Annotated in this window: 22 protein-coding genes and 1 pseudogene; 8 read left to right on the top strand and 15 right to left on the bottom strand. The window is 71.1% G+C overall.

From position 1 onward, the window contains the following. Positions 1 to 240: 240 nt before the first annotated feature. Both ACZ6IM_RS31890 and ACZ6IM_RS31885 read right to left on the bottom strand, forming a co-directional pair. The gene (locus tag ACZ6IM_RS31890; RefSeq protein ID WP_052840972.1) at positions 241 to 1,095 is read right to left on the bottom strand and encodes an NAD(P)H-binding protein; all 855 of its coding nucleotides are present in this window, start codon (positions 1,093 to 1,095) and stop codon (positions 241 to 243) included. After that, the gene (locus tag ACZ6IM_RS31885) at positions 1,092 to 1,556 is read right to left on the bottom strand and encodes a nuclear transport factor 2 family protein (RefSeq protein WP_052840973.1); all 465 of its coding nucleotides are present in this window, start codon (positions 1,554 to 1,556) and stop codon (positions 1,092 to 1,094) included. The genes ACZ6IM_RS31890 and ACZ6IM_RS31885 overlap by 4 nt, the downstream gene beginning before the upstream one ends. A 130-nt stretch (positions 1,557 to 1,686) precedes the next feature. Here ACZ6IM_RS31885 and ACZ6IM_RS31880 point away from each other — a divergent pair, with 130 nt between their 5' ends. Beyond that, positions 1,687 to 2,574, top strand: a complete 888-nt coding sequence (locus ACZ6IM_RS31880; RefSeq protein WP_052840974.1) for a helix-turn-helix domain-containing protein — start codon at positions 1,687 to 1,689, stop codon at positions 2,572 to 2,574. Here ACZ6IM_RS31880 and ACZ6IM_RS31875 read toward each other — a convergent pair. Further along, positions 2,559 to 3,116, bottom strand: coding sequence for a dihydrofolate reductase family protein (locus ACZ6IM_RS31875; protein ID WP_052840975.1), 558 nt, complete (start codon positions 3,114 to 3,116; stop codon positions 2,559 to 2,561). The genes ACZ6IM_RS31880 and ACZ6IM_RS31875 overlap by 16 nt on opposite strands. A gap of 9 nt (positions 3,117 to 3,125) precedes the next feature. Further along, complete coding sequence (locus tag ACZ6IM_RS31870; protein WP_052840976.1) at positions 3,126 to 3,617, bottom strand: pyridoxamine 5'-phosphate oxidase family protein; 492 nt, start codon at positions 3,615 to 3,617, stop codon at positions 3,126 to 3,128. A 17-nt stretch (positions 3,618 to 3,634) separates the two neighbouring features. Between ACZ6IM_RS31870 and ACZ6IM_RS31865 the strand changes: the two genes are divergently transcribed. Both ACZ6IM_RS31865 and ACZ6IM_RS31860 read left to right on the top strand, forming a co-directional pair. Then, a complete protein-coding gene (locus ACZ6IM_RS31865; RefSeq protein ID WP_469561277.1) occupies positions 3,635 to 4,642 on the top strand; it encodes a LysR family transcriptional regulator in 1,008 nt (335 codons plus the stop codon). A gap of 68 nt (positions 4,643 to 4,710) precedes the next feature. After that, positions 4,711 to 5,100, top strand: coding sequence for a hypothetical protein (locus ACZ6IM_RS31860; protein WP_469561274.1), 390 nt, complete (start codon positions 4,711 to 4,713; stop codon positions 5,098 to 5,100). Positions 5,101 to 5,140: 40 nt separating this feature from the next. On the opposite strand, the gene ACZ6IM_RS31855 is transcribed toward ACZ6IM_RS31860, so the two are convergent. Then, a complete protein-coding gene (locus ACZ6IM_RS31855; RefSeq protein ID WP_052840979.1) occupies positions 5,141 to 6,493 on the bottom strand; it encodes a cation:dicarboxylate symporter family transporter in 1,353 nt (450 codons plus the stop codon). Positions 6,494 to 6,646: 153 nt separating this feature from the next. Beyond that, positions 6,647 to 7,813 (bottom strand): mandelate racemase/muconate lactonizing enzyme family protein, encoded by a 1,167-nt coding sequence (locus ACZ6IM_RS31850; protein ID WP_052840980.1) that lies wholly within the window; start codon positions 7,811 to 7,813, stop codon positions 6,647 to 6,649. A 107-nt stretch (positions 7,814 to 7,920) separates the two neighbouring features. Here ACZ6IM_RS31850 and ACZ6IM_RS31845 point away from each other — a divergent pair, with 107 nt between their 5' ends. Further along, a complete protein-coding gene (locus ACZ6IM_RS31845) occupies positions 7,921 to 8,604 on the top strand; it encodes a GntR family transcriptional regulator (RefSeq protein ID WP_052840981.1) in 684 nt (227 codons plus the stop codon). A gap of 214 nt (positions 8,605 to 8,818) precedes the next feature. Further along, positions 8,819 to 10,162, top strand: coding sequence for an MFS transporter (locus tag ACZ6IM_RS31840; RefSeq protein WP_469561270.1), 1,344 nt, complete (start codon positions 8,819 to 8,821; stop codon positions 10,160 to 10,162). Between the two features lie 202 nt (positions 10,163 to 10,364). Here ACZ6IM_RS31840 and ACZ6IM_RS31835 read toward each other — a convergent pair whose 3' ends face one another. Then, a complete protein-coding gene (locus ACZ6IM_RS31835) occupies positions 10,365 to 10,988 on the bottom strand; it encodes a hypothetical protein (protein ID WP_052840983.1) in 624 nt (207 codons plus the stop codon). Between the two features lie 230 nt (positions 10,989 to 11,218). Between ACZ6IM_RS31835 and ACZ6IM_RS31830 the strand changes: the two genes are divergently transcribed. Next, on the top strand, positions 11,219 to 12,661 hold the full coding sequence (locus tag ACZ6IM_RS31830; protein WP_469561266.1) for a helix-turn-helix domain-containing protein: 1,443 nt from the start codon (positions 11,219 to 11,221) through the stop codon (positions 12,659 to 12,661). Positions 12,662 to 12,733: 72 nt separating this feature from the next. Here ACZ6IM_RS31830 and ACZ6IM_RS31825 read toward each other — a convergent pair whose 3' ends face one another. From ACZ6IM_RS31825 to ACZ6IM_RS31800, 6 genes and pseudogenes are all read right to left on the bottom strand, one after another. After that, positions 12,734 to 13,333 (bottom strand): hypothetical protein, encoded by a 600-nt coding sequence (locus ACZ6IM_RS31825; RefSeq protein WP_052840985.1) that lies wholly within the window; start codon positions 13,331 to 13,333, stop codon positions 12,734 to 12,736. Between the two features lie 952 nt (positions 13,334 to 14,285). After that, a complete protein-coding gene (locus tag ACZ6IM_RS31820) occupies positions 14,286 to 15,137 on the bottom strand; it encodes an ABC transporter permease (protein WP_469561263.1) in 852 nt (283 codons plus the stop codon). 11 nt (positions 15,138 to 15,148) lie between these two features. Next, a complete protein-coding gene (locus ACZ6IM_RS31815; RefSeq protein WP_469561430.1) occupies positions 15,149 to 15,994 on the bottom strand; it encodes an ABC transporter ATP-binding protein in 846 nt (281 codons plus the stop codon). Between the two features lie 50 nt (positions 15,995 to 16,044). Next, positions 16,045 to 16,383, bottom strand: coding sequence for a transcriptional regulator (locus ACZ6IM_RS31810; RefSeq protein ID WP_052840989.1), 339 nt, complete (start codon positions 16,381 to 16,383; stop codon positions 16,045 to 16,047). Then, a complete protein-coding gene (locus tag ACZ6IM_RS31805) occupies positions 16,380 to 16,892 on the bottom strand; it encodes a hypothetical protein (protein ID WP_052840990.1) in 513 nt (170 codons plus the stop codon). Before ACZ6IM_RS31805 ends, ACZ6IM_RS31810 begins: the two co-directional genes overlap by 4 nt. A 49-nt stretch (positions 16,893 to 16,941) precedes the next feature. Next, positions 16,942 to 17,317, bottom strand: a pseudogene (locus ACZ6IM_RS31800) (hypothetical protein); the annotation flags it as partial. A gap of 342 nt (positions 17,318 to 17,659) precedes the next feature. Here ACZ6IM_RS31800 and ACZ6IM_RS31795 point away from each other — a divergent pair. Continuing rightward, positions 17,660 to 18,040 (top strand): RNHCP domain-containing protein, encoded by a 381-nt coding sequence (locus ACZ6IM_RS31795; RefSeq protein WP_052840992.1) that lies wholly within the window; start codon positions 17,660 to 17,662, stop codon positions 18,038 to 18,040. Positions 18,041 to 18,059: 19 nt separating this feature from the next. Then, entirely contained in the window at positions 18,060 to 18,491 is a 432-nt protein-coding gene (locus ACZ6IM_RS31790; RefSeq protein WP_052840993.1) for an RNHCP domain-containing protein, read from the top strand. A gap of 162 nt (positions 18,492 to 18,653) precedes the next feature. Here ACZ6IM_RS31790 and ACZ6IM_RS31785 read toward each other — a convergent pair whose 3' ends face one another. Next, complete coding sequence (locus ACZ6IM_RS31785; RefSeq protein WP_469561257.1) at positions 18,654 to 19,832, bottom strand: Cmx/CmrA family chloramphenicol efflux MFS transporter; 1,179 nt, start codon at positions 19,830 to 19,832, stop codon at positions 18,654 to 18,656. Positions 19,833 to 20,088: 256 nt separating this feature from the next. Next, positions 20,089 to 21,897, bottom strand: a complete 1,809-nt coding sequence (locus ACZ6IM_RS31780; protein ID WP_469561254.1) for a flavin-containing monooxygenase — start codon at positions 21,895 to 21,897, stop codon at positions 20,089 to 20,091. Between the last annotated feature and the right edge of the window lie 11 nt (positions 21,898 to 21,908).

Genomic DNA, 21,908 nt, shown 5'->3' with positions numbered 1-21,908 from the left:
GCGGGGCGAGACGGTCGCCATCCCGTCGCGTCCACAACGAGGAGCCGGGCTCGGACTCGGAGCGTCCCCCTGATCGGAGCCCGGACGTGTCCCAAATGCGTTGGTCCGGAAGAGTTCCGGCCGCTGAGATGGAACGGGTGGGCGCGCAGTGGCCGCGGCACGCTTCGCGCCCCGACCAGGCCGTGTCGGCATCGATGACGACCTGGTGAGGCGGCTCGGCTCCATCAGCTTCGCGTGGGCTCAGGGCCTCATCGGCCACTCCTGTGCGTGCTGGTGGACGAATTCGGCGAACGTGCGGGGCGGGCGGCCGGTCAGGTCCAGTACGTCGGTGCTGACCTGGTCTTCCCTACCGGCCCGGATGCCGTCCTCCACAGCCGCGAGGGCGTGCGCGAACTCCGCAGGTATGCCTGCCGAACGGTAGTTGGCCGCCTGTTCGTCGGTGTCGATGTGCACCACGCGCACCGGTCGGCCGGTGCCCGTGGTGAGGGTCGCCGCCGCGTCCGCGTAGCTCAAGGCTTGCGGCCCGGTGAGCAGGTAGTCACGGCGGTCGTCGGGCCTGACGACCGGGTCGGCCAGCAGAGCACAGGCCGCGGCCGCGATGTCCCGCGTGTCGATCCAGCCCACTCGCCCCTCCCCCGCGGCGGTACGGATCTCGCCGTGCCGGCGGATCCGCTCGCCCAAGGGGTGCGGGCTGAGGAAGTTCTGCATGAACCCGGACGCGCGCAACACGGCCCACCCTGGCTGTGCCCGCACCCGTGAGGCCAGCTCCAGTGCGCTGGGGGCGTTGGGCAGCACCATGGAAGAGCCGAGGAGCACCACCCTGTGTACGCCGCAGTGCTGCGCCTCGGCCAGGAACGGTGCGACCAGTGGCAGCGGATCCACGCTCTCCACCGGCGGCACCAGGAAGACCCGGTCCATCCCGCGCAGTGCGGCGGGATGGGTCCGCGGGTCACTCCAGTCGAACCGGATCGCGTCAGGGTCACCGGCAGCGGGAGTCCGGCTGGCCACCCGGACCGGCACGTCCTGGCCGCGCAGCAGTTCCACCAGGGCGCTCCCGGTCTTCCCGGTGCCGCCGGTCACCAGCACGCCCGTCATCGGGTGCCCTCCTTGCGCAGCGCGTCGAGCAGTTCGGGCAGGATGCCGGCCGCCTCCGCGGTGGCCAGCGGGCTCCAGTAGTCCCGGTAGCAAGTGATCAGTCCATCGTGGACGGTGAGGACCACGATGTAGTCCAGCCGGTACGGCTCTCCCGTTCGTACGGTGGATCCCGTGCCCGTGAACTCCACGACGGCCGTGTCCGGCCGCTGCGTCCGGTACACGGTCATCGAGGGAACCTCCCGTAGGTCCATCAGCTCCGGGAGGCGGGCGAGGTAGTCGCGGATCGCGTTCCGCCCGGCCAGTCGACGCGGTGAGGTGCCGGTGGCGAACGGGAACTCGGCGATGCCGTCCTCCGCCCACAGGCCGGCGGCGGCATCGGTGTCTCCGGTCGTCATCAGATCCAGCAACCGCCGGATTGTTGCTTCGGGGGTGCTCGTCGCTTCTTCACGTGTGCTCGGCATGGTGTCCTTCGGTGTTCGACGGGATGCGACCCGCCCAGACTGGACGCGGGCCCGCGATCCGGGAACCGACGGCTGAGCCCCGGACCGGCAGTCCGTGGCTAAGGCCGGCAAAAGGTGCCACCATGAACGGGTGAGCAGAAGGGAACTGGCCGACTTCCTGCGCCGTCGGCGGGAGGCGTTGCACCCGGACCGGTCGCCGGGCACGCACCCGCCGGGCCGACGCGCCCGGCGCACACCCGGACTACGCCGGGAAGAGGTGGCCGCTCTGGCCGGGGTGTCGGTCAGCTACTACGAACGGCTCGAGCAGGCCCGGGCCCCGCGCCCCTCTCCGGAGGTGCTCACCACGCTCGGGACGGCGCTGCAGCTCAGCACGGCGGAGCGCGAGCACCTGGCGCGGCTGGCCGGTCAGATGCCGCCCACCACCGACGCCGAGCGACGACCGGTTCCCGACGAGGCCCGCCAACTCCTCGACCGGCTTGCGCCGACCCCCGCCTACCTGGTCGACGAGCGACAGGACATCGTGGCCTGGAATGCCGAAGTGGCCGCGCTGGTCCCCGGCTTGGAGCGGCTGCACCCTGCGGAGCGCAACACGGTGCGGCTGGCCATCCGCCTCGGCGGCACGCTCTGCCGGGCGGCGCAGGGCGCGGAAGGCGAGTACGCCCGGCAGTTCGCCGCGCAGCTGCGGGCAGCCGGCGTCCGGCACCCGGCCGACCGCATGCTCGGCGAGTTGGTCAACGAACTCGCCGCTCACAGCGCGGAGTTCGCGGCCGGCTGGCGCGAACACGACGTACGGCCGGTGCCCACGGTGCGTAAGGTGATCTGCCACCCTCAGCTGGGTGACCTGGAAGTGATCTGCCAAACCCTGCTGCTGCCGGGAACCGACCTGCAGGTGGTGATGTACCAGGCTGAGCCGGGCAGCCCCAGCGCCGCCGCACTGGCCCGACTCGGAACAGCGAGCAGGCCGAACACGGAGGTCCGCAGCACCATCGGAGCCGGCGCGGCTCAGCGGGTCCGGTAGCGCGCGTAGATCAGTCCGCTGTCGAAGGCACGTTCCTCGACCAGCTCGAGTTCGAGGCGCACACCGTCGGGAAAGAACCGCTTGCCGCCGCCGACCACGCTCGTGGTGATGAACAGGTGGTACTCGTCCACCAGGCCGGCCGCGATCGCCTGGGCCGCGAGGTTCGGACCGTCCACGGTCAGGTCGTGATCGGCCTGGGCCTTGAACTCGCGCACCGCATCCGGATCGAAGGTCCGCTCGATCCTGGTCTTTGCGCTGGACACCGACTCCAGCGTCGTGGAGTACACGACCTTCTCCGCGGCCTGCCAGTCGCGGGCGTATTGCAGGATGTGCGGCGGCAGGTCGGCCTCGGCGTGCGCGGTCTCCCAGAAGACCATCGTCTCGTACATCCGCCGGCCGTAGAGGTACGTGCCGACGGGACGGAAGACGTCGTTGACGAAGGTGTGCACCTCCGGATCATCCGCCCCAGTGCCCAGGTTTCCGTCCGCCGCCTCTGCGTAGCCGTCGAGCGAGGTGATCATCGAGTAGATGAGCTTCGCCATGGGTCTCCTTCAGGTGGTGTGGGTGGTGTGCTCGGCGTCGGGTGGGAGCACCGCGAGCCGGGCATCGGTGACGTTGTCGAAACGGGCGTCCCCTCCACGGATGAGCACGGAATGCCTGGAGACCGCGGCCTGATAGACCAGCAGCGGCCCAGCCGGTCCGAGGTCCTCCGGCACGAGCCGGTGACCGGTCGGCAGCCGGGTGTTGAGCGAGGCGAGGTCAGCCGGACGGGCGTGGTCGGCAGCCTGCCCCGCGGTTGCCTCCAGGTAGACCGCTTCCGCCCCGCCGACGGGCGCAGCCGTGTCGAAGACGGTGATCGCCACCTCCGGGCGTACCGCGATGTTCCGTGAATGCCGGCTGTCCGGCGAGGACACCCACAGAACCCGGTGTGGCCCGTCGGCGGCGAAGAACACCGGGCTGACCCATGGCCGGCCCTCGGCGTCCGCGGTGCCGAGGACGAGGTAGCGCTGCTGAGCCAGCAGCCGCGGTACCGTTTCCCACATCGTCAGTCCTCCGGTTCGTGGTGGCATGGGGGCAATCCTGGAACGCCGGCGACCTCGCCACCAACGGCGGTTTTGCCAACAATCGTTCAGCCAGGGTGAACAATGGGAGGATGGAACGGCAGGACATCGAGGTGTTCCTGGCTCTGGCTCAGGAACTGCATTTCACCCGCACCGCGGAGCGGCTGCGGCTCGCGCCTGCCTCGGTCAGCCAAACGATCAAGAAGCTCGAGCGCCGGTTCGGGGCGCAACTGTTCGCCAGAAGCACGCGCCGGGTGGAACTGACCCCGCTCGGCCGGCAGCTCCTGGACGATCTCGGCCCGGCTTACGCACAGGTCCAGACGGCGATCGCGCGAGCGATCGCCACCGGCCACGGCACCACAGGTGACCTCCGCCTCGGCTACATGTCCGCCGCCGTCGCCCGCCGCGTCCTGCCGTTGGTCGACGCCTTCCACGCCGGTACGCCGGGCTGCCGGGTCACCATCCGCGAGACCGCACTGGACGACCTCCACGGGCCGCTGCGCCGCGTCGAAGTCGACCTGTCGATCCTGCCGCTGCCCGTTGCCGAACCGGATCTCACAGTGGGGCCCGTGCTGCTGTCCGAAGCCGCGCTGCTCGCCGTCCCCGCCGACCACCGTCTGGCCCGACGCGGCCAAGTGACCCCCGAGGACCTGACTCAGGAGACCTTCCTGTTCGCCCAGGATCTTCCCGACTACTGGATCGAGCACCACCTGCCACTCAGGCGGCCGGCGCCCACGATCACCCGGCTGCCCGGTTTCCAGGAGATGCTCGCCTACGTCACCGCTGGCCACGGCGTGGCCATCGTCGGCGCCCAGACCGAACAGCTCTACCCACGCCCCGGCCTGACCTGCTTACCGCTCGCCGAGGGTCCCACCTTCGACTACGCCGTCGTCTGGCGCACCGGCGGCCTGACCGCTCTCGCATCCGCCTTCGTCCATCACGCCGCCAACGGAAGCGGCTCCTCCCAGGGATCGACGCAGAATTCGTGCACGCCTCATGGGGAGTGAGTTCAGCAATGACCACCTGTTCTGGTCTCCGCAGACACACTTGGACCACGCCACCAGGAGGAACGCCGGTGTCAGACCCCCAACTGCTCACTCCCGAGGAGCAGCTCGCCGACGCGAAGGAGCGGCTGCGCCTCCCGCGTGTCGTCGTGATCTGCGGCTCCACCCGCTTCATGACCGAGATGACCGAGGCCGAGGCGCGGGAGACCAAGGCCGGGAGGATCGTCGTCAAGCCGGGCTGTGACATGAAGTCACCGCACGCACTTTGGTCCGATCCTGTCGAGGCCGAGGCGCTGAAGGTTCGACTCGACGATCTGCATCGGGCGAAGATCCGGCTCGCTGATGAGGTGCTCGTGGTCGGCGACTACATCGGGGACAGCACCCGAGCCGAGATCGCCTACGCCCGGTCGCTGGGCAAGCCCGTGCGGTTCACGCACCCCGAAGTCGCCGACGGCCGCTGACCGCGGATCCTGCCGCGTGCCGCCGCCGGCCTCCGCCGGGTCAGGCGTCGGCACTGATCTTGTTCTCGGTGTCGGCCGGCGGCGCGGGCGCTTCGGGCTCCTTGCCGGATCGCAGGATCTTTCGGGCCTTGTCGGTGTCGAAGTCGTTCTCCCATTTCCCGATCACGATGGTGGCGACGGCGTTGCCGAGGACGTTGATGAAGACGCGGCCCTCGTTGAGGATGCGGTCGACGCCGACGATGAGGGAGAGGGCGGCCAGAGGGATGTGGCCGACGGCGGTGACGGTGCTGGCCAGCACGATGAACGCGCCGCCCGCGATGCCGGCGGTGCCCTTGCTGGTGAGCATCATGACGCCGACCATGACCAGTTGCTGCTGCCAGGACAGGTCGATGCCCATGGCCTGCCCCAGGAAGAGGGAGGCCATGGTGAGGTAGACCGCGGATCCGTCCAGGTTGAAGGAGAACCCCGACGGGATGACGATGCCGACGACCGGCCTGCCGACGCCGAGCGTCTCCAGCTTGCGCACGAGCTGCGGCAGGACGGCCTCGCTGGAGCAGGTGCTCAGGGCGACGAGCAGCTCGGCCTTGAGGAAGCGCATCAGGCCGAACAGGCTCAGGCGGCAGGCTCGCATGATGGCCCCGAGGACGACCAGGACGTAGACGACGCAGGTCGCGGTGAACAGGATGATCAGGTAGCCGAGTTGCTTGAGGCTCTCGGCACCGTAGGTGGCGACCACGGTGGCCAGGGCGCCGAAGGTGCCCAGCGGTGCCAGGCGCATCACCCAGCCGACGATGCGGAAGACGACGTCGGAGAGCGCCTTGATGCCGCGGGTCAGGGGTGCACCGTCCTCGCCGGACATGTTCAGGGCGACGCCGAACACGATGGAGACCATGAGCGCGGCGAGGATGGCGTCACCGGTGATCGCGCCGAGCAGGGAGGTGGGGATCAGGGAAGAGATGAAACCAGTGAAGGTGGCATGCTCGGTGGCGGTCTCGGGAACGTCTGCCGCGTTCAGCGAGGAAGGATCGACGTCCAGCCCGGCACCGGGCTGGAAGATGTTGGCGACCACCAGCCCGATCAGCATGGACAGCAGCGACAGGACCAGGAAGTAGCCGATCGCCTTCACACCGATCCGGCCCGCCTTGCGCAGGTTGTCCATGGACGCGATGCCGGTGGTGACCACACAGAAGACGACCGGGACGACGATCATCTTGACCAGGTCGATGAACCAGTCGTTGAGCGGCTTGAGTTCCTCGCCGAATCCGGGGGCGAGGACGCCGACAGCGATGCCGAGGACCGCGCCCAGCACGACCTGGAACCACAGCTCACGCATCAGGCGGTTCAGCCGCGGCCGCTGCGGGCGGCCGGCGGCAGCGGGGGTGGTGCTTGTCATCGTAAGTGCTCCCTTGCACGACGATCGTGTAGTGCCCTGTCCCGTGGGGGTGCGCGGGGGACGCGATACGGCTCGCGTCCCCCTGGGTCGTACGTGGCGCTCGCGTTCAGCCGGGATCACGGCTCACGGGGTCCGTGAGAGCCGTGCCGCTGGTCAGCTGTGCAGGTCGCGCAGCACCTTGTAGAAGGCGGCCTTGCCTTCGAAGCCGATGCCGGGGGTGTCGGTCAGGCCGACGCGGCTCTTGTCGACGACGGCGTCGTCGGCGAAGCCGCCGGTGGGCTGGAACTCGCCCGGGTAGGACTCGTTCCCGCCGAGCTTGAGGGCGGCGGCGATATGCAGGGAGAACTGGTGGCCGCCGTGCGGGATGCAGCGCCGGGAGGACCAGCCGTGCTGCCGGAGCATGTCCTGGATGCGCAGGTACTCCACGAGGCCGTAGGAGAGTGCGGGGTCGAACTGGAGGGTGTCGCGGTCGGGGCGCATGCCGCCGTAGCGGATCAGGTTGCGGGCGTCCTGGAGGGAGAAGAGGTTCTCGCCGGTGGCGATGGCACCGGCGTAGTGCTCGGCGACGGTGGCGTTGAGGTGGTAGTCGAGCGGGTCGCCGATCTCCTCGTACCAGAACAGGCCGTACGGCTCGATGGCCCGGCCGTACTCCAGGGCCGTGCGGAGGTCGAAGCGGCCGTTGACGTCGACGGCGAGGCGGGAGCCGTCACCGCCGAGGACGTCGAGGACGGCCTCGATGCGGCGGAGGTCCTCGGCGAGGCCGGTGCCGCCGATCTTCATCTTGACGACGTCGTAGCCCAGGTCGAGGAAACCGCGCATCTCGTCCTGCAGGTCGGTGAGCGTCTTGCCGGGTGCGTAGTAGCCGCCTGCGGCGTAGACGAAGACGGAGTCATCCGGCTGTCCGTCGCCGTAACGCTCGGACAGGTACTGGTAGAGCGGCTTGCCCTCGATCTTGGAGGCGAGGTCGAACAGGGCCATGTCCACCACGCCGACCGCGACCGAGCGCTCGCCGTGACCGCCGGGCTTCTCGTTGTTCATCATGACGTCCCACGCCTTGGCGTGGTCGAAGCGGCCCTGCTCGTCCAGGAGGCTGCCGGGCTCGGCGGCGGTCAGGCGGGGCAGTATCCGGCGGCGCAGGATCTCGCCGGCGCTGTAGCGGCCGTTGGAGTTGAAGCCGTAGCCGACGACGGGTTTGCCGTCGCGGATGACGTCGCTCTCGATCGCGACGATCGAGCAGTCCATGGAGCTGAAGTCGATCCAGGCGTTGCGGATCGAGGAGCTGATCGGGACCACGCCCTCGTACACGTTGGTGATCTCCACGAAGCGCCTTCCTCATATCTTATAAGTTGCGTCGGTGTTAGACTCGGCCGACATCACACAGGCTGTCAAGAGGGGTGCGAGCACCCGGGAAGGATTGTGCGGGGGCGATGGCCGGCACGAATCTCTTCGTCAGCAAGAGTGACTACGCCTACGCGGAGCTGCGCGGACAGATCCTGTCGGGAGCGCTTCCCGCCGGGGCGCGGCTTGCGCAGTACGACCTCGCGGAGTCGCTGAACATGAGCATCACACCGCTGCGCGAGGCGATCCGCCGCCTCAGCAGCGAGGGTCTGGTCACCGTGGAGACCCACCGCGACGTCCGGGTGTCCCCCATGAGTTCCGACGAGGCCAGGCAGTTGTTCGAGGTGCGCCTGTCCTTGGATCCCACGGCCGCGGAACTCGCCGCCCGGCGCCGCACCGGGGAGGACATCGCCGTCATGCGGTCCGCCGTCGCACGGCTGCTGCCCGTCACCCGGCAGTGGGGCGAGGAAGCGCTCGCGGCACACCGCGCCTTCCACCAGGCGCTCTACCGCGCCTCGCACAACGATGTCCTCATCGGCCTCCTGGACGACCTGTGGGACAAGTCCGACCGCTACCGGCGCCTCGGTCTAGAACTGCCGCCCGGCGACGAGCCCCGCACCCGCGACCTCCAGGAACACCATCGCCTCGTCGACCTCGTCGAGGACGGACGGGCCGCGGACGCCGCCCAGCTGATGCGCGACCACATCACCCACAGCCTCACGGCCACCGCCATCAGCGCGTTGGAGAACCGCGAAGGCGCCCGTACCGTGTGAGGCGCCGAGTCGCAGCCGTCGTTCTTCCAGGCTGTCCGGGCACTGGAACGTGACCTGGGTTCTGAGGTGTTCGGTGCCTGAACTCCCGTTCCGCAACGCATTCCGGCGTGACGGCGAAACGGATCAACCGGCACCTATCGTGGCCGGTATGGCTTCTCACCGTTCGTGGCAGGCACCACGGCCATCAGGCAGACGGGGCGTCATCCTGATCACCATGTGCGTCGGGCTGTTCCTGGTGCAGCTGGACGTGACGATCGTGAACGTGGCGCTGCCCACGATCGGAGCCGGTCTGGGTACCTCGGTGAGCGGACTGCAGTGGGTCGTGGACGGCTACGCGGTCCCGTTCGCCTCGCTGCTGCTGGCCGGAGGCACCCTCGGGGACCGCTACGGCCATCGTCACCTGGTCCTGTGGGGGCTGGCCTTCTTCGGCGTGGGCTCCGCCGCCTGCGGTCTCGCCCCGACAGATGGTGTCCTCATCGCGGCCCGGGCGGTGCAGGGCGTGGGGGCGGCGGCTCTGCTCCCGGCGACGTTGGCCGTGATCACTCACGCCTACCCGGAGAAGAAGGAGCGCGCCAAGGCCATCGGCATCTGGGCCGCGATCGCGGGCCTCTCCCTGCCGCTGGGCCCCCTGTTGGGCGGCCTGCTGGTCGCCGGGCCCGGATGGAGGTGGGTCTTCCTGATCAACCTGCCCATCATCGCCGCTGCCCTCGTCCCGGTGCTCAAGGCGATCCCGCCCAGCCGCGAAGCGACGGCAGGGCGACTGGACATTCCCGGCACCGTCCTGGGTGCGCTCGTCCTCACCGGCTGCACACTGACCCTGATCGAGGGTGGCCACTCGGGCTGGCTGACCTCGGCCACCGCCGTGGCCTGCCTCGCGACCCTGGTCCTGGCCTGCGCGTTCCTGTTCACCGAGCGCCGCCACCCCGAACCAGCCGTACCCTTGTCCCTCTTCAGAACCCGCAGCTTCTCCACCGCGAACGGCGCCGCCCTCGTCATGAACCTGGTCGGGATCGGCACCATCTTCATCACGACCCTCTACCTCCAGGACGTCCTGCACCTGGCGCCCCTGCTCGCGGGCGCGGGGCTGCTGCCGATGTTCGTCCCCCTGATCGGCCTCGCCCCGCTCACCGGCCGCATCACCGCCCGCTGTGGCCCCCGGCTGCCGGCCACCACGGGGCTTCTCCTCGGAGCGACCGGCATGGCCCTCCTCGCCACCGTCGAGGCGGACACCTCTTACCCCGGGCTCCTGGCCACCCTGCTCCTTCTCGGAATCGCCCTGGGACTGCTCACCACGCCGCTGGTCGCCACCGCCGTCTCCACCGCGCCCCACGAGCGCGCGGGTCTGGCCGGCGCCGTCAACAACACCGCCCGCCAGACCGGAGGAGCCCTCGGCATCGCCCTCTTCGGCTCCCTCGCCGGACCGCCCTCCCACACGGGCGCCTTCATCACCGGCCTGCACCACATCGCGGCAACCGCCGCCGCCCTCTACCTCCTCACAGCCGCCGCGACCGCACGATGGCTCCCCGCTCGCACCGGCCGCCCCAGCGGCTCGGCCTGACCGCCCTTCAGCGCCCTACGTCTCCTCCTTCGCGGCTTGCCCAGGCCGGCAGCGTCACTGAGGAGGGCGGATCCGGCGTCGGCCCGCCTGGCCGGACCGCTGTTGTCCTGGCAGTGGGGACGGCGGCGGCCGCCGAAAGGCCGGGGCCGTCCTCCCGACCCCCGTGGCGGGAGGACGGCCCGGTCTTTCGGCAGCCGCCTGGTCAGTAGAGCCTGTCGACGGCCGTCCTCGTGGTCTTCTTGAAGGCGGCCACGGGCGCGTCCCCGAAGTCGCCCAGCTGTGACCACTTCACGACGGTGACGGTCCTGCCGTCCCGCCCGACCGACAGCAGAGCGATGTCGGTGGCGCCCCACGACGTCTCGGTGTGCAGGCCGCGGACGCGGGCGCCCTCCTCGACCGGCAGCGAGCCGTAGTCGCGGCCCTCCGCCTCGACGTCCGGCGAAGTCTCCTCGATGCGGTCGGCGCAGGTGCGGATCAGGTCGTCGTAGTGCTTCGCCAGGGCCTTGGCCTGGGCCGCCGTGCCCGCGACGACGGTCAACTGCACGGCACTGGTGTCCAGGTCGGTCCGGAAGTGCCGGTGCCGGTAGTCGTAGGAGGGCACGCCCTCCGTGCTCACGCACAGGCCGAGTTCCTCCGGGAACCCCTCGGTGACCGGCCCGGCGGTCCAGGACGACGTCGGATGCGGCGGCAGCTGGGACGCCGACAGGAACGTGGGCGCGGCCACCTTCGGCGCGGCGCCGGCGGCCGGTGCGGTGAGGGCCGTGCCCACCGCGACGGCGGCGACGGTGAGCGCGGTGAGCGCGCTCGTTCGGGTGCGCATGGACATGGGCGTTCCCCCGTGGATGATGCGTGGACGCGGATGCCGCAGGGAGACCGGTCGGCCCTGGCTTTGGTCGGTGCGACACCAAGAGCATCAGCGGTCACGGCGGCCAGGCGCAACAGCCGACGGCCGATCGACCGGGGTGGAACCATCCCAGCCCGTCTGACGTGCAGGTACATGGGGTGCCTGGGATACCGTCCCGGGCCGGTCGGGGTGTACGAGGACGGGTGGGACCTGTGACGGCACAGGACGGCGGCGACGGCGTCGACGAGGTGGCCGAGTTCGCGGCGCTGCTGCGGGCGTTGAAGGAGCGCACGGACCGCAGCTACGGCTCGCTGGCCCGCCGCCTGGGCATGAACACCTCGACGCTGCACCGCTACTGCGCGGGCGACGCGGTGCCGCTCGACTTCGCCCCCGTGGAACGCTTCGCCGCCCTGTGCGGGGCGACCCCGGAGCAACGTCTGGAGCTCCACCGCCACTGGCTCCTGGCCGTATCAGCGCGCCACCGGCCCCGTACGGCGGAGAGCGCGCCCGGCCCCGCGGCGGCGGAAGCCGTGAACGACGCGGCGGACGGACCGGACACAGCGGTGGAGGGCACCACCGGGCCGAACACGGCGCCGACGGCCGACGGCGGCCCACTCGTCACCCCGGACCCGGCACCGAAGGCCCCCAGCAGCCCGGCCGCCGAAACGGACCCCGCGCCCAGGCCGCCCGAGGCGTCCGCGCCTCCGCTCCCGCGCCGCCCCTGGTACCGCCGCGGACGTCTCGTGGTCGGGGCGGCCTCCGTCTGTGCCGTGCTCGCGACGCTCGGGACCCTGTCCGCACTGCCGGACGAGCCGCGGGCGTCCGGCGGCGGTCCTGTCCAGAACGCCGGCCCGACGGCGTCCCGTACGGCCGAGCCCGGGGCACCCGAGCGACCCAGCCTCTCATCCGCCCCGAGCGACACCCCCACCTCCGGCACCTCCGAGCGGACGCCAGGCTCCGCCACCCCGAAGACGAAACCAGGCGCATCCCGCCCGCCCGGCGCGACATCCGCCTCACCTCGCGGCGAACAGCCTGCCGGGCTGCCGCTCACCTGGTCCGTCAACTCCCAGGCCTGGAAACTCGGCTGCGGCCACGACTACGTCATCGCCAAACCCCCGAGTCAGGTTCCTCCTCCCCCAGCCCCGCAGGACGCGGCGCCCTGGGCGGCGACGCAGAGCGCGGTGCACGGTGGCGAGACACTCGTGCAGCTGTCGGTGCAGGGGCGCAGCGACACGGCCGTCGTGCTGGAGGCGCTGCGTGTGCGCGTGGTCGGCCGTACGGCGCCGGCCGAGGGCAACGCCTACGCCATGGACCAGGGCTGCGGCGGCTCGATCACTCCCCGGTACTTCGCCGTCGACCTGGACAAGGACCGCCCCATCGCCCGCGCGCTCGCCGGAAACGACTCCGGCACGCCGATCCCGGCCGTGCGGATGCCCTACCGCGTCTCGGCGAAGGACCCCGAGGTGCTGCTGGTCACGGCCGGTACCAGCTCGTGCGACTGCCGCTGGTATCTGGAACTGGACTGGTCCTCGCAGGGCCGCACGGGCACCGTGCGCATCGACGACGACGGCCGCCCGTTCCGCACCAGCGCCATCGAGGGCCTGCCCCGGTACACGTACGACACCCTGGAACGCCGGTGGGGGCCCTACGTCTGAAGGCCAGGACGCGAAGGAACCGATGCCGTCGACCGCCGCCTCCGCACGGCGAACCGGCGCCGGGCCGGGGCTCTACTCCTCCTCGGATGCCTCGTCGACCCCGAGATCGTGCCGCATGGCGGCTCTCAGATCGGACAGCAGAGCCCACGACATCTCCGTCTCGATCTCCAGGGCATCCAGTGCCTCGTCGCCGGGACGGCCGCCTGCCACCAGCCGCTTCAGCAGGCCATAGGTGCTGTTGAGCTGCTGGTTGGCCGCCCGGGCGTCCGACAGCACGGCAGCAGGCACGATCATCTGTGCCTCGGCGTAGCTGTCACGCAGGGCCAGGCGGCGTTCCTCGAGCTGCCCGACACAGACGGAGATCTCCGACTCGTCCCGGGCCCGCAGCGCGTGCACCAGATTGATCTGCGCGGTCTGGTACTGACGTGCCGTGGTGTTCAGCGCGATATAGCAAGTCCGGCGCAGATCGATCAGCTCGCGTCGAGCCGTGCTGCGGGCTTCCTGGCGCCGTACCTCTTCGGCATGGGCACGGTCCTCGCGCTGCTGACGGGCGGTCATGTCCAGCTCGTGGCGCTTGAGCCGGTCTGCTCTGCTCTGGGTCAGCAGGGCCGCGCCCAGGGTGCCGATGACACCGACAACAGCCACCGCGAGCGCGCCCCAGGTCTGCCCCACGGCTCCTCCTCCCCGCCTCGGACAGTCAGGTCTCCGGGCTTGCCCCCGGCCGCACCCCGCCCGCGTCCTTGCTGAAGATCATAGAGACGGGCCGGGGGCGGGGCTCCGTTGCCCTTCGACGCGGAGCAGCCCGACCCCGGGGATCGCGGCCCTGCCGACGACGAGCGCCGCCGCCGGCAGGAAGATCCCGCCACGGTTGCCGCCGGTCAGCGGCACGGCAAGCAGGATGCCCCGTCCGTGATTCCCCAGGCGACGGCCCGGGCGGCGGCGGCCGCGCGGTTGGGGAAGCCGAGCTTGGCGAGGTCCCTTCCCTCACCGGGCGCAGCACGGCCGCCCGGGAAACGATCTCCCGAGGACTATGGCCACTCCCCCGGCCCCCGCACATCGGTCATTCCACCGGCAGGCGCTCTCGCGGCGGATTCGCGTGCCACAGGGGCCGGGTGCCGAGTCCGTACGCCCCGGCCGGCACGAGTCGGCTCCGGGTGCGCGTGCCTGCCGCACGACGCGGCTCGCGTCGACTTCGAGAACCGTATCGACAAGGACGCGACCCTCACCAAGGAGTGCCTTCTTCACCTTCCCCTTCGCCCTCGACGACCCCGCCGTGCACACGGAGGCCACGGGCGGCGTCCTGGGTACCGACCGCGAGACCGTGCCGGGTTCCGCGGCCCACATGCGTGCCGTCCGGCGCTGGATCAGCCTGAGTGACGGCGCCCACCACGCGGCGCCGACGACGGCCGACGCCCCGCTCGTCCAGCAAGGCCCGGGCCGACGAACTCGCCGTGCGCGTCGCCGCCGTCACCGGCCACCCCCTGGTGCCGGTACGCGCCCGCGCCGGAGCCGGGGCCGCGTCCCCGGCGCAGACCCGGTTCCTGGCCCTGGACGATCCCCGGGTGCGGCTCGTCGGGGCCCGGACACGGTCTCCGGGCTGCGGCCGTCGGCTCCGCACCCGCGCCTACGCGGACAGTGCCCCGCTCTGTTCCGCCCTGCGGTGGCGCGCGCTCAGCCGGGAACCGGATTCCCGGCGGGCGGCGCGGCGCAGCAGCGGGACGGCGAGGAGGAAGCCGAGGACGGTCCAGGCGGTCAGGACCAGGGCGACCGTGGCCAGCTCCCAGGAACCCGCGGCCTCGGCGCTTCGCGCGGCGTCCGGCAGCAGCGCCGAACGCAGGCCCTGCGCCATCCACTTGAGCGGGAAGACCGAGGCCGCTTGCTGGACCGGCCCGGGCAGCGAGGTGATCGGGAAGACCGTCCCGGACGTGATCAGCAGCCCCATCACCGGCAGCATGATGAGCGCCAGTGCCTCGCGCGGGTTGGGCAGCACGGCGCCGATCGCCGCGCCCAGCGGCACGACCGCGAGCAGCCCGAGCGTGGTGACCCACAGCAGCGTCAACCAGCCGGTCGGTCCGTGCGGCAGCGGCCCGTCCACGAGCACGGCCGCCGCCAGCAGGAGCAGTGCCAGGGTGCCGAGCGCCGTGACGACCACCAGCACGCACTTGGCCACGAGGTAGGCCCGTATCCCGCCGGGGGTGGCGCGCAGCCGCAGCAGGGCGCCCTCCTCCCGCTCGGTCACCAGGATCTGCGGAAGGCTGACCAGTCCGATCTGGAACAGCAGGTAGGCGGCGAAGCCGGCCAGCACCAGGTGGGCCATCGGCGTCCCGGTGCCCGGCACGTCGTCGCCGACGAAGGCGGCGACGACCAGCGCGACGAACACGTTGGTCAGGTGCCCGGACAGCTCCTTCGGAGTGCGCAGCAGCTGACGCAGTTCGATGCCGCCGCGCTGGAGCCCGGCACGCCAGTGTCCCGTCATGTGTGTTCCCTTCATGCGGCCCGCGTCTTCCTCTCCGGGCCGTCGGCCGCCCGGTGCACCATGTGCAGGTAGGTGTCCTCCAGCGTCGGGCGGCGGACCTCCAGGCCGGGGACCGGCCCGCCCGCGTCCCGGTGGAGTTCGAAGACCAGCCGTGACGGGTCCGCCGTGCGTTCGCGCCGAGGCGTCCCGTCGTCGGCCGTCCAGCGGACCTCGGCCTCGGCAGCGGCCCGCCGGGCCAGCTCGGCCGGGGTGCCGCAGGCGCGGATACGGCCGCCGACCAGCATCGCGATGCGGTCGGCGAGCCGCTCCGCCTCCACCAGGTCGTGGGTGGTCAGCAGCACGGTGACGTCCTCGTCGCGGGCCAGCCGCTCGACCAGCAGGTGGAACTCGTGCCGCGCCTCGGGGTCGAAGCCGGTGGTCGGCTCGTCGAGGAAGAGCAGCTCGGGGCGGCCGATGATGCCGAGCGCGACGTCCAGCCGCCGACGCTGACCGCCGGAGAGCCGGTTCACCTGCCGCCCGGCCTGCTCGTCGAGCCCGACCAGCGCCAGCAGCTCGGCCGGGTCGCGCGGGTCGGGGTAGTACGTCGCGAAGTGCGTGAGCAGTTCGGCGACCCGCCAGCGGGGGTGGTCGCGCCAGGACTGCAGGACCAGCCCGATCCGGCCGCGCCAGTCGTCGCCGCCCCGCTCCGGGTCGGTGCCCAGGACGCGGACGTCACCGTCGGAGCGCCGCCGGAAGCCTTCGAGGATCTCGACGGTGGTGGTCTTCCCTGCGCCGTTGGGCCCCAGCAGGGCGAAGACCTCGCCGCGGTGGATGTCCAGGTCCACGCCGCGCAGGACGTCGACACCGCCGTACGTCATCGTCACACCGCGGGCCTCGACGACGCACCGTTCGGACGTGTGCCGCCGCGTCACCGTGCGGCCTCCGACGGCTGGTGCCGTGGCGACGCCGGTGTACCGGCGCCTTCGACGATCGCCCGGAGCGCCGCGACGTGCCCTTCGAAGGCGGCGCGTCCCCGGTCCGTCAGCCGTACGTTCGTACGCCGCCTGCGGCCGCCGCCCTCCTTGCGGAGCTCCAGGTATCCGGCTTCCTCCAGGGTGTGGAGCTGCTTCGAGAGCGCGGAGTCGCTGAGTGAGAGGCTGTCGCGCACGAAGGCGAAGTCGGCCCATTCGGTGGCGGCGAGCAGCGCGACCACCGACAGCCGGGTGGCGGGATGGATCAGTTCGTCGAAGCCTGCGGGAACGCTCACCGGCCGGCCCCCTCGCCGGCCGGCCGTCCCGCCCGGCCGCGCAGGGAGCTGGTCGACCACCGGCTCACCGGCCCGACGAACAGGACGAACACGGCCGCGGAGACCGTGGCCCGGACCAGCGCACCCGTCATCGGCTCCAGCGGCTCGACCAGCCGGCCCGACAGCACGACCGTCCCGCCGGTCACCACCGCACCCGAGACGAGGCTCGCGAACATCCGCCAGTCGCAGCGGGAGTGGTGCAGCCGCACCCGGCTCCTGCGGCTGTGAGCCCGGGCCAGCGCACCCAGCACCACGAGATATCCGGCGAGCGCCAGCCAGACACCCCACCTGGGCAGATCCAGACCGGTGACGACCAGGAAGACCCACATGCTCGCGGCCGTCGCGTAGGTCGCGCCGGGCCCACCGGCCGCCGACCGCTCGACCTCGTCGTACACCCGCTCCTGCGGCACGCGGATGCGCTGCAGGTCCCTCCATGCCTGTTCCGCATCGACCGGTGTGCTCACGGCCACCGCCTCCCCGTGTGTGGGTCCGTCCCGCCGTACTTTCCTACTGGGAAAGTTACTCATGACTTTCCCAGTAGGCAAGTCGTGTTTGGGTGCGCTTCATGAGGGCGAAGACGCCCCAGCCCGGGTACTCACGCCCATGGCGGGCGTAGTGGGCGGGCTCGGTGGTGAGTTCTTCCCGTACCTCGGGGGCGAGTTCGTCTCCCGGGTTCCGGTCGAGCCGGCGGCGCATGCTGAGCCACTGGGCCGCGGCGTAGCGGTCCCAGCTGTTCTGGTCGGCCAGCGTCATTTCCACGACGGGTCTGCTGCCAGAAGGGTTCGCCGATCAGCATCAATCCTCCGGGCCAAGGCTGCGCTGGAGCAGTTGGGTCCGCTCCGGTGCCCGTGAAGCCCAGGTCGCGGGCCCAGGTGCACAGCACCTCACCCGAGCCAACGTTCGCCGCGGTGGCGGGTCCGATAATGCGTTGACGCCCGCTCAGGGGTCATTGCTACTGTCGGGCATTCCGTCGGACTACTCGTGCCCGCTGTGCCCCGGAAGGGAGTGAGTTTTGTGCCCCGGCCCTTGCCGCGCGCGTCTCGCCGCACGGCTCCAGCCATCACGTCCTGCTGACCCGTCCCACTCGGACGGTCGCCGGACGCGGATTTCCGGTGCTGTGACCTGCCCGCTCACCCCGTAGTCCCCGCGCGCTGCGGCATACGGGGGGCGCGTCTTCGGCGAGGCCGCTCGGCCTGCTCTTGCTGTCATGATCGACTTCTCAGCAAGGAGCCTCCGGGTGTCCAGGACCGACAAGACTCACTCCCACACTCCGAACACCGTTCTGGCCGGCACTTTCACCTGTGCGTGGTGCGGCCTGACGGTATCCGCCGCCACCGGCGACGGCACACGGCGAAACCACTGCCCGTCGTGCCTGCACTCGCGGCACGTTCTCGACCATGTCGAGGGCGGTCCCAGCGAATGCCGGGGCCGGATGTCGCCGATCTCCGTCGCCGTGCTGCGTACCGGCGACTGGATGGTCATCCACCGTTGCGTGCGCTGCGACGAACTGACCTCCAACCCCATCTGCACCGACGACAACCAGCTCATCCTGATGCGCATGGCCGTGCGGCCGCTGGCCCAACCACCGTTCCCGCTCGAAGCGTTCGGCGACCTGTAGACCGGAAGGAGAAGACCCCGTGCCGAAACGAGCGAACAACTCCGGCAGACGTACGCAGGGAACGCGACGGCCACAGCGGCGCAAGGACGTCCTGCACCGCCAGGGAGGGCACCGGCGACACGATTTCAGGTGCGTGGGTTGCCGGCTGGACGTGTCCCTGGACGCGCCCGGCACCACCCACCGCAATCACTGCCCGAACTGCCTGGCCAGCCTGCACGTCGACCGCCGGATCCCGGGTGACCGGGCAGCGGCCTGCCGTGGGCGGATGGAAGCACTGAGCATGTCCGTGCGGACCGACGGTGAGTGGATGATCATCCACCAGTGCCGGTCCTGCGGTGAACTCAGCGCCAACCGGATCGCCGGCGACGACAACGCACTGGCCCTGGTGCGCCTCGCGCTGAAGCCGCTGCGGGACAGCGGCTTCGCCCACCGAACGCTGCTCCGGCTGTGACCTGAGCCGCACCTCACGGCATCGTGCCGCGAGAAGGGGCGAAGCGTACGAGCGCCGACGTGTTCGGCGTGCTTCGCCCCTTCTCCGGGTCTCGGAGCACTGTGAGTGCCGCCTGCCGCGGTCGACGCCCCCCGCCAGTGGTTCAAGGGGCGTCCGCATGCGTCACCGGAGCACCTCGGGGCTTCGGCCGGCCGCGTCCACGGCGCGGAGGAGGAACACGATGAGCAGTGCGACGGCGACCATGAGCCCGCTCGTCCACAGCGGCCCGACGTCCCCGGCCGCGGTGCCGAGGGTGGTCGCGGCGACTAGGGGGCCGACGGCGGCGCCGGTGTTGAGGGCCGCGGTCGCGTACGAGCCGGCCATGGTGGGGGCTCCCGAGGCCTCGTAGAGGACCCGAGTGATCAGTGTGCTGCCCAACGCGAACGACAGCGCGCCCAGCACGAACACGAGAGTGAGCAGGGCCACCGGCTCGTCGGCCAGCACGGCCAGGGCCGGCCAGCCGAGGAGCAGCAGCGGGCCACCGGCTGTGACGACCAGGCCGGGGCGCTGGTCGGAAAGCCGCCCGGCGACGGTGACGCCGACGAAGGAACCGGCGCCGAAGAGCACCAGTACGACGGAGATCCACAGCTCGCCCAGTCCGGCGGTGCCGGTGACCACGGGGGCGAGGAAGGTGAAGCCGGCGAACGTCGCCGCGTTCACCAGCGCGCCGAGCAGCATCACCAGAAGCAACCGCGGCCTGGTGAGCTGGGCGAGTTCCGTTCGCAGGGCCGGCCCGTCGGCCGCGTCGTTCCGCGCGCGGTGCGCGGGGAGCCCGGCGAGGATGCCGAGGGCGGCGGGCAGGCAGAGGAGGGCGACAGCCCAGAAGGTCGCCCGCCAGCCGAGCAGCGCTCCGAGTACCGATCCGCCGGGGACGCCGGCGACCGTGGCCACCGTCGTGCCCGACAGCAGCACGGCCAGCGCCCGCCCCTTCTTGTCGGGCGGGACCAGGGCGGAGCCGGCGGTGAGAGCAACGGCGAGGAACCCCGCGTTCGCGAGCGCGGCGACGACCCGGGTCGTGAACAGGACCGGGAAGTCGGCGGTCGTAGCGCCCACGGCGTGGGCTGTCGCGAAGGCGAGGACGAACCCCAGAAGGCTGGAGCGCCTGGGCCAGTTGCGGGCGAGCGCGGCCACCAGCGGGGCACCGACGATCATGCCGACCGCGAAGGCCGAGGTCAGCGTGGCTGCTGTCCCGACGGTGACGTCGAGGTCCGAGGCGATGTCCGGCAGGAGGCCGGCGAGCATGAACTCCGAGGTGCCCATGGCGAAGACCGCCAGGGCAAGCAGGTAGAGCGGGAGAGGCATCGAGTGGCTCCGAGGTGAGGAGAGGCACGAGAAGGTCGTCTCGTCACCGCGGTCAGCCCCCATGGGTATGCGTCCCACCGCGGAATGCGGCGCGACGACAGGGCTGTGCGCTCAGTGGTTCAGGGGGCTGACGGCGTGACCGAAAGCCCCCACCTCGTCCGACTCAGGACTCGACATGGCCCGCACGCTACCCGACCGAGGATGGTCGAGGCACCTCGGTTTCGCCCACGAGCGGATCGGGACGACGGTCAGGAAGCTACCGTCCCGCAGCTGTCCTGGGGATCAGGATCTCGTCCATGGACTCCTCGCGCCATCGCTCCAGGAGTTCGTGGAAGGCCACGGCACCGTGAGGGTAGGCGGTGGGGCCGTTGGGCCTGCCGCGGCCCTCGGCGTTGTAGTAGCCGGGGGTGCATTCGGCGTGGAACCAGGCGTGGTCGGGGGCGTGCCGGGTCAGGGCGGCGATCCAGGCGTCCTCGGCTTCGCGGGACGGTTCGATGAGGGCGCCCTTCGCCTCGGCGGCCGCGACGAGTGCCGCGCCGTGGACGGCGTGCTCGTCCAGTACGTGGGTGTAGTTGACGCTGCTCGCGCTCTGCACGCCGCCCAGTTGGATCAGGTTGGGGAAGCCGTTGCTGGTGAATCCGTGCAGCGTGCGTGGTCCACGCGCGGACCACGCGTCCCGCAGCAGGACGCCGCCGCGGCCCCGTACGGGGAGTCGGCCCGAGTGGATGCCGGAGACCCCGACGGAGAAGCCGGTGGCGAAGACGAGGCAGTCCAGGGGGTACTCGGTGTCGCCGACCACGACACCGCGCTCGGTCATCCGCTCGATGCCGTGGGTGTCCGCCGTGTCGACGAGGGTGACGTTGTCCCGGTTGAACGTCTGGAGGTACAGGTCGGAGAAGGTCGGGCGCTTGCACGCGTACCGGTACCAGGGCTTGAGCTTCTCCGCCGTGTCCGGGTCGGTGACGACGTCGTCGACGCGGGCCCGGATCTCGTTCATCTTGGCGGCGTCCGCGACCTCGTAGGCCGCTTCGAACGCCGCCCGGTCGCCCTGCCGGCGGAAGCTGGGCAGCAGTTTCTCCAGGAGACCGGCGGTCGCGGTCCACCGGTCCGCGACGAGGTCTTGCTCCGCGGTTTCGCCCGAGACGATGCGCAGGAAGTTGTCGCGGCGCTCGCCCGCCCAGCCGGGACGGTCGGCGCCGACGTCCCGAGCCGTGGTGCGGCGGTTGGCGCGCACGTCCACGGTGGACGGAGTCCGCTGGAAGACGTAGAGATGCCCGGCGTCCTCGGCCAGTTTCGGGACGACCTGGATTCCGGTGGCGCCGGTGCCCACCACGCCCACGCGTTTGCCGGCGAGCCCCGTCAGGCCACCGTCCGGGGTGCCGCCGGTGTAGGCGTAGTCCCACCGCGAGGTGTGGAAGGTGTGGCCCTTGAACCGCTCGATGCCGGGGATGCCCGGCAGCTTCGGCTCCGACAGGGTTCCGGTGGCCGTGATGACGTAGGTCGCCCGGAACTCGTCGTCCCGGTCGGTCCCGACGATCCACGCGCCGGTCGTGTCGTCCCAGGAGAGCGAGGTGACCGCGGTGGAGAACAGGGCGTCCGCGTAGAGGTCGAACTTCTCGCCGATCCGCACCGCGTGCCGGCGGATCTCCTCGCCGGGGGCGTACTTCCACTCCGGTACGTAGCCGGTCTCGTCGAGCATCGGCAGGTACACGTGCGCCTCGACGTCGCAGTGGATGCCGGGGTAGCGGTTCCAGTACCAGGTGCCCCCGAAGTCGCCGCCCTTCTCGATGACGCGGACGCGAGCGACCCCCTGCCGGCGCAGCCGCGCCCCCGCGAGGACGCCGCCGAACCCGCCTCCGACGACCGCTACGTCCACCCGGTCCCGCACCGGGTCGCGCCCGTCCGTCTCCGCCGCGTAGGGGTCGGCGGCGTAGTAGCCGAACTCGGCGTCCGCACCGAGGTACTGCCGGGTGCCGTCGGGGCGTACGCGCCGCTCCCGCTCGTGCCGGTAACGCTCCCTGAGTTCGGCGAGGGCCTCAGGTGTCAGCTCCTGTGAATGTGCCATGTGGGGGGGAC

The organism is Streptomyces sp. NPDC042336 (assembly GCF_055581985.1).
This window is presented reverse-complemented; position numbering and strand designations above follow the sequence as displayed.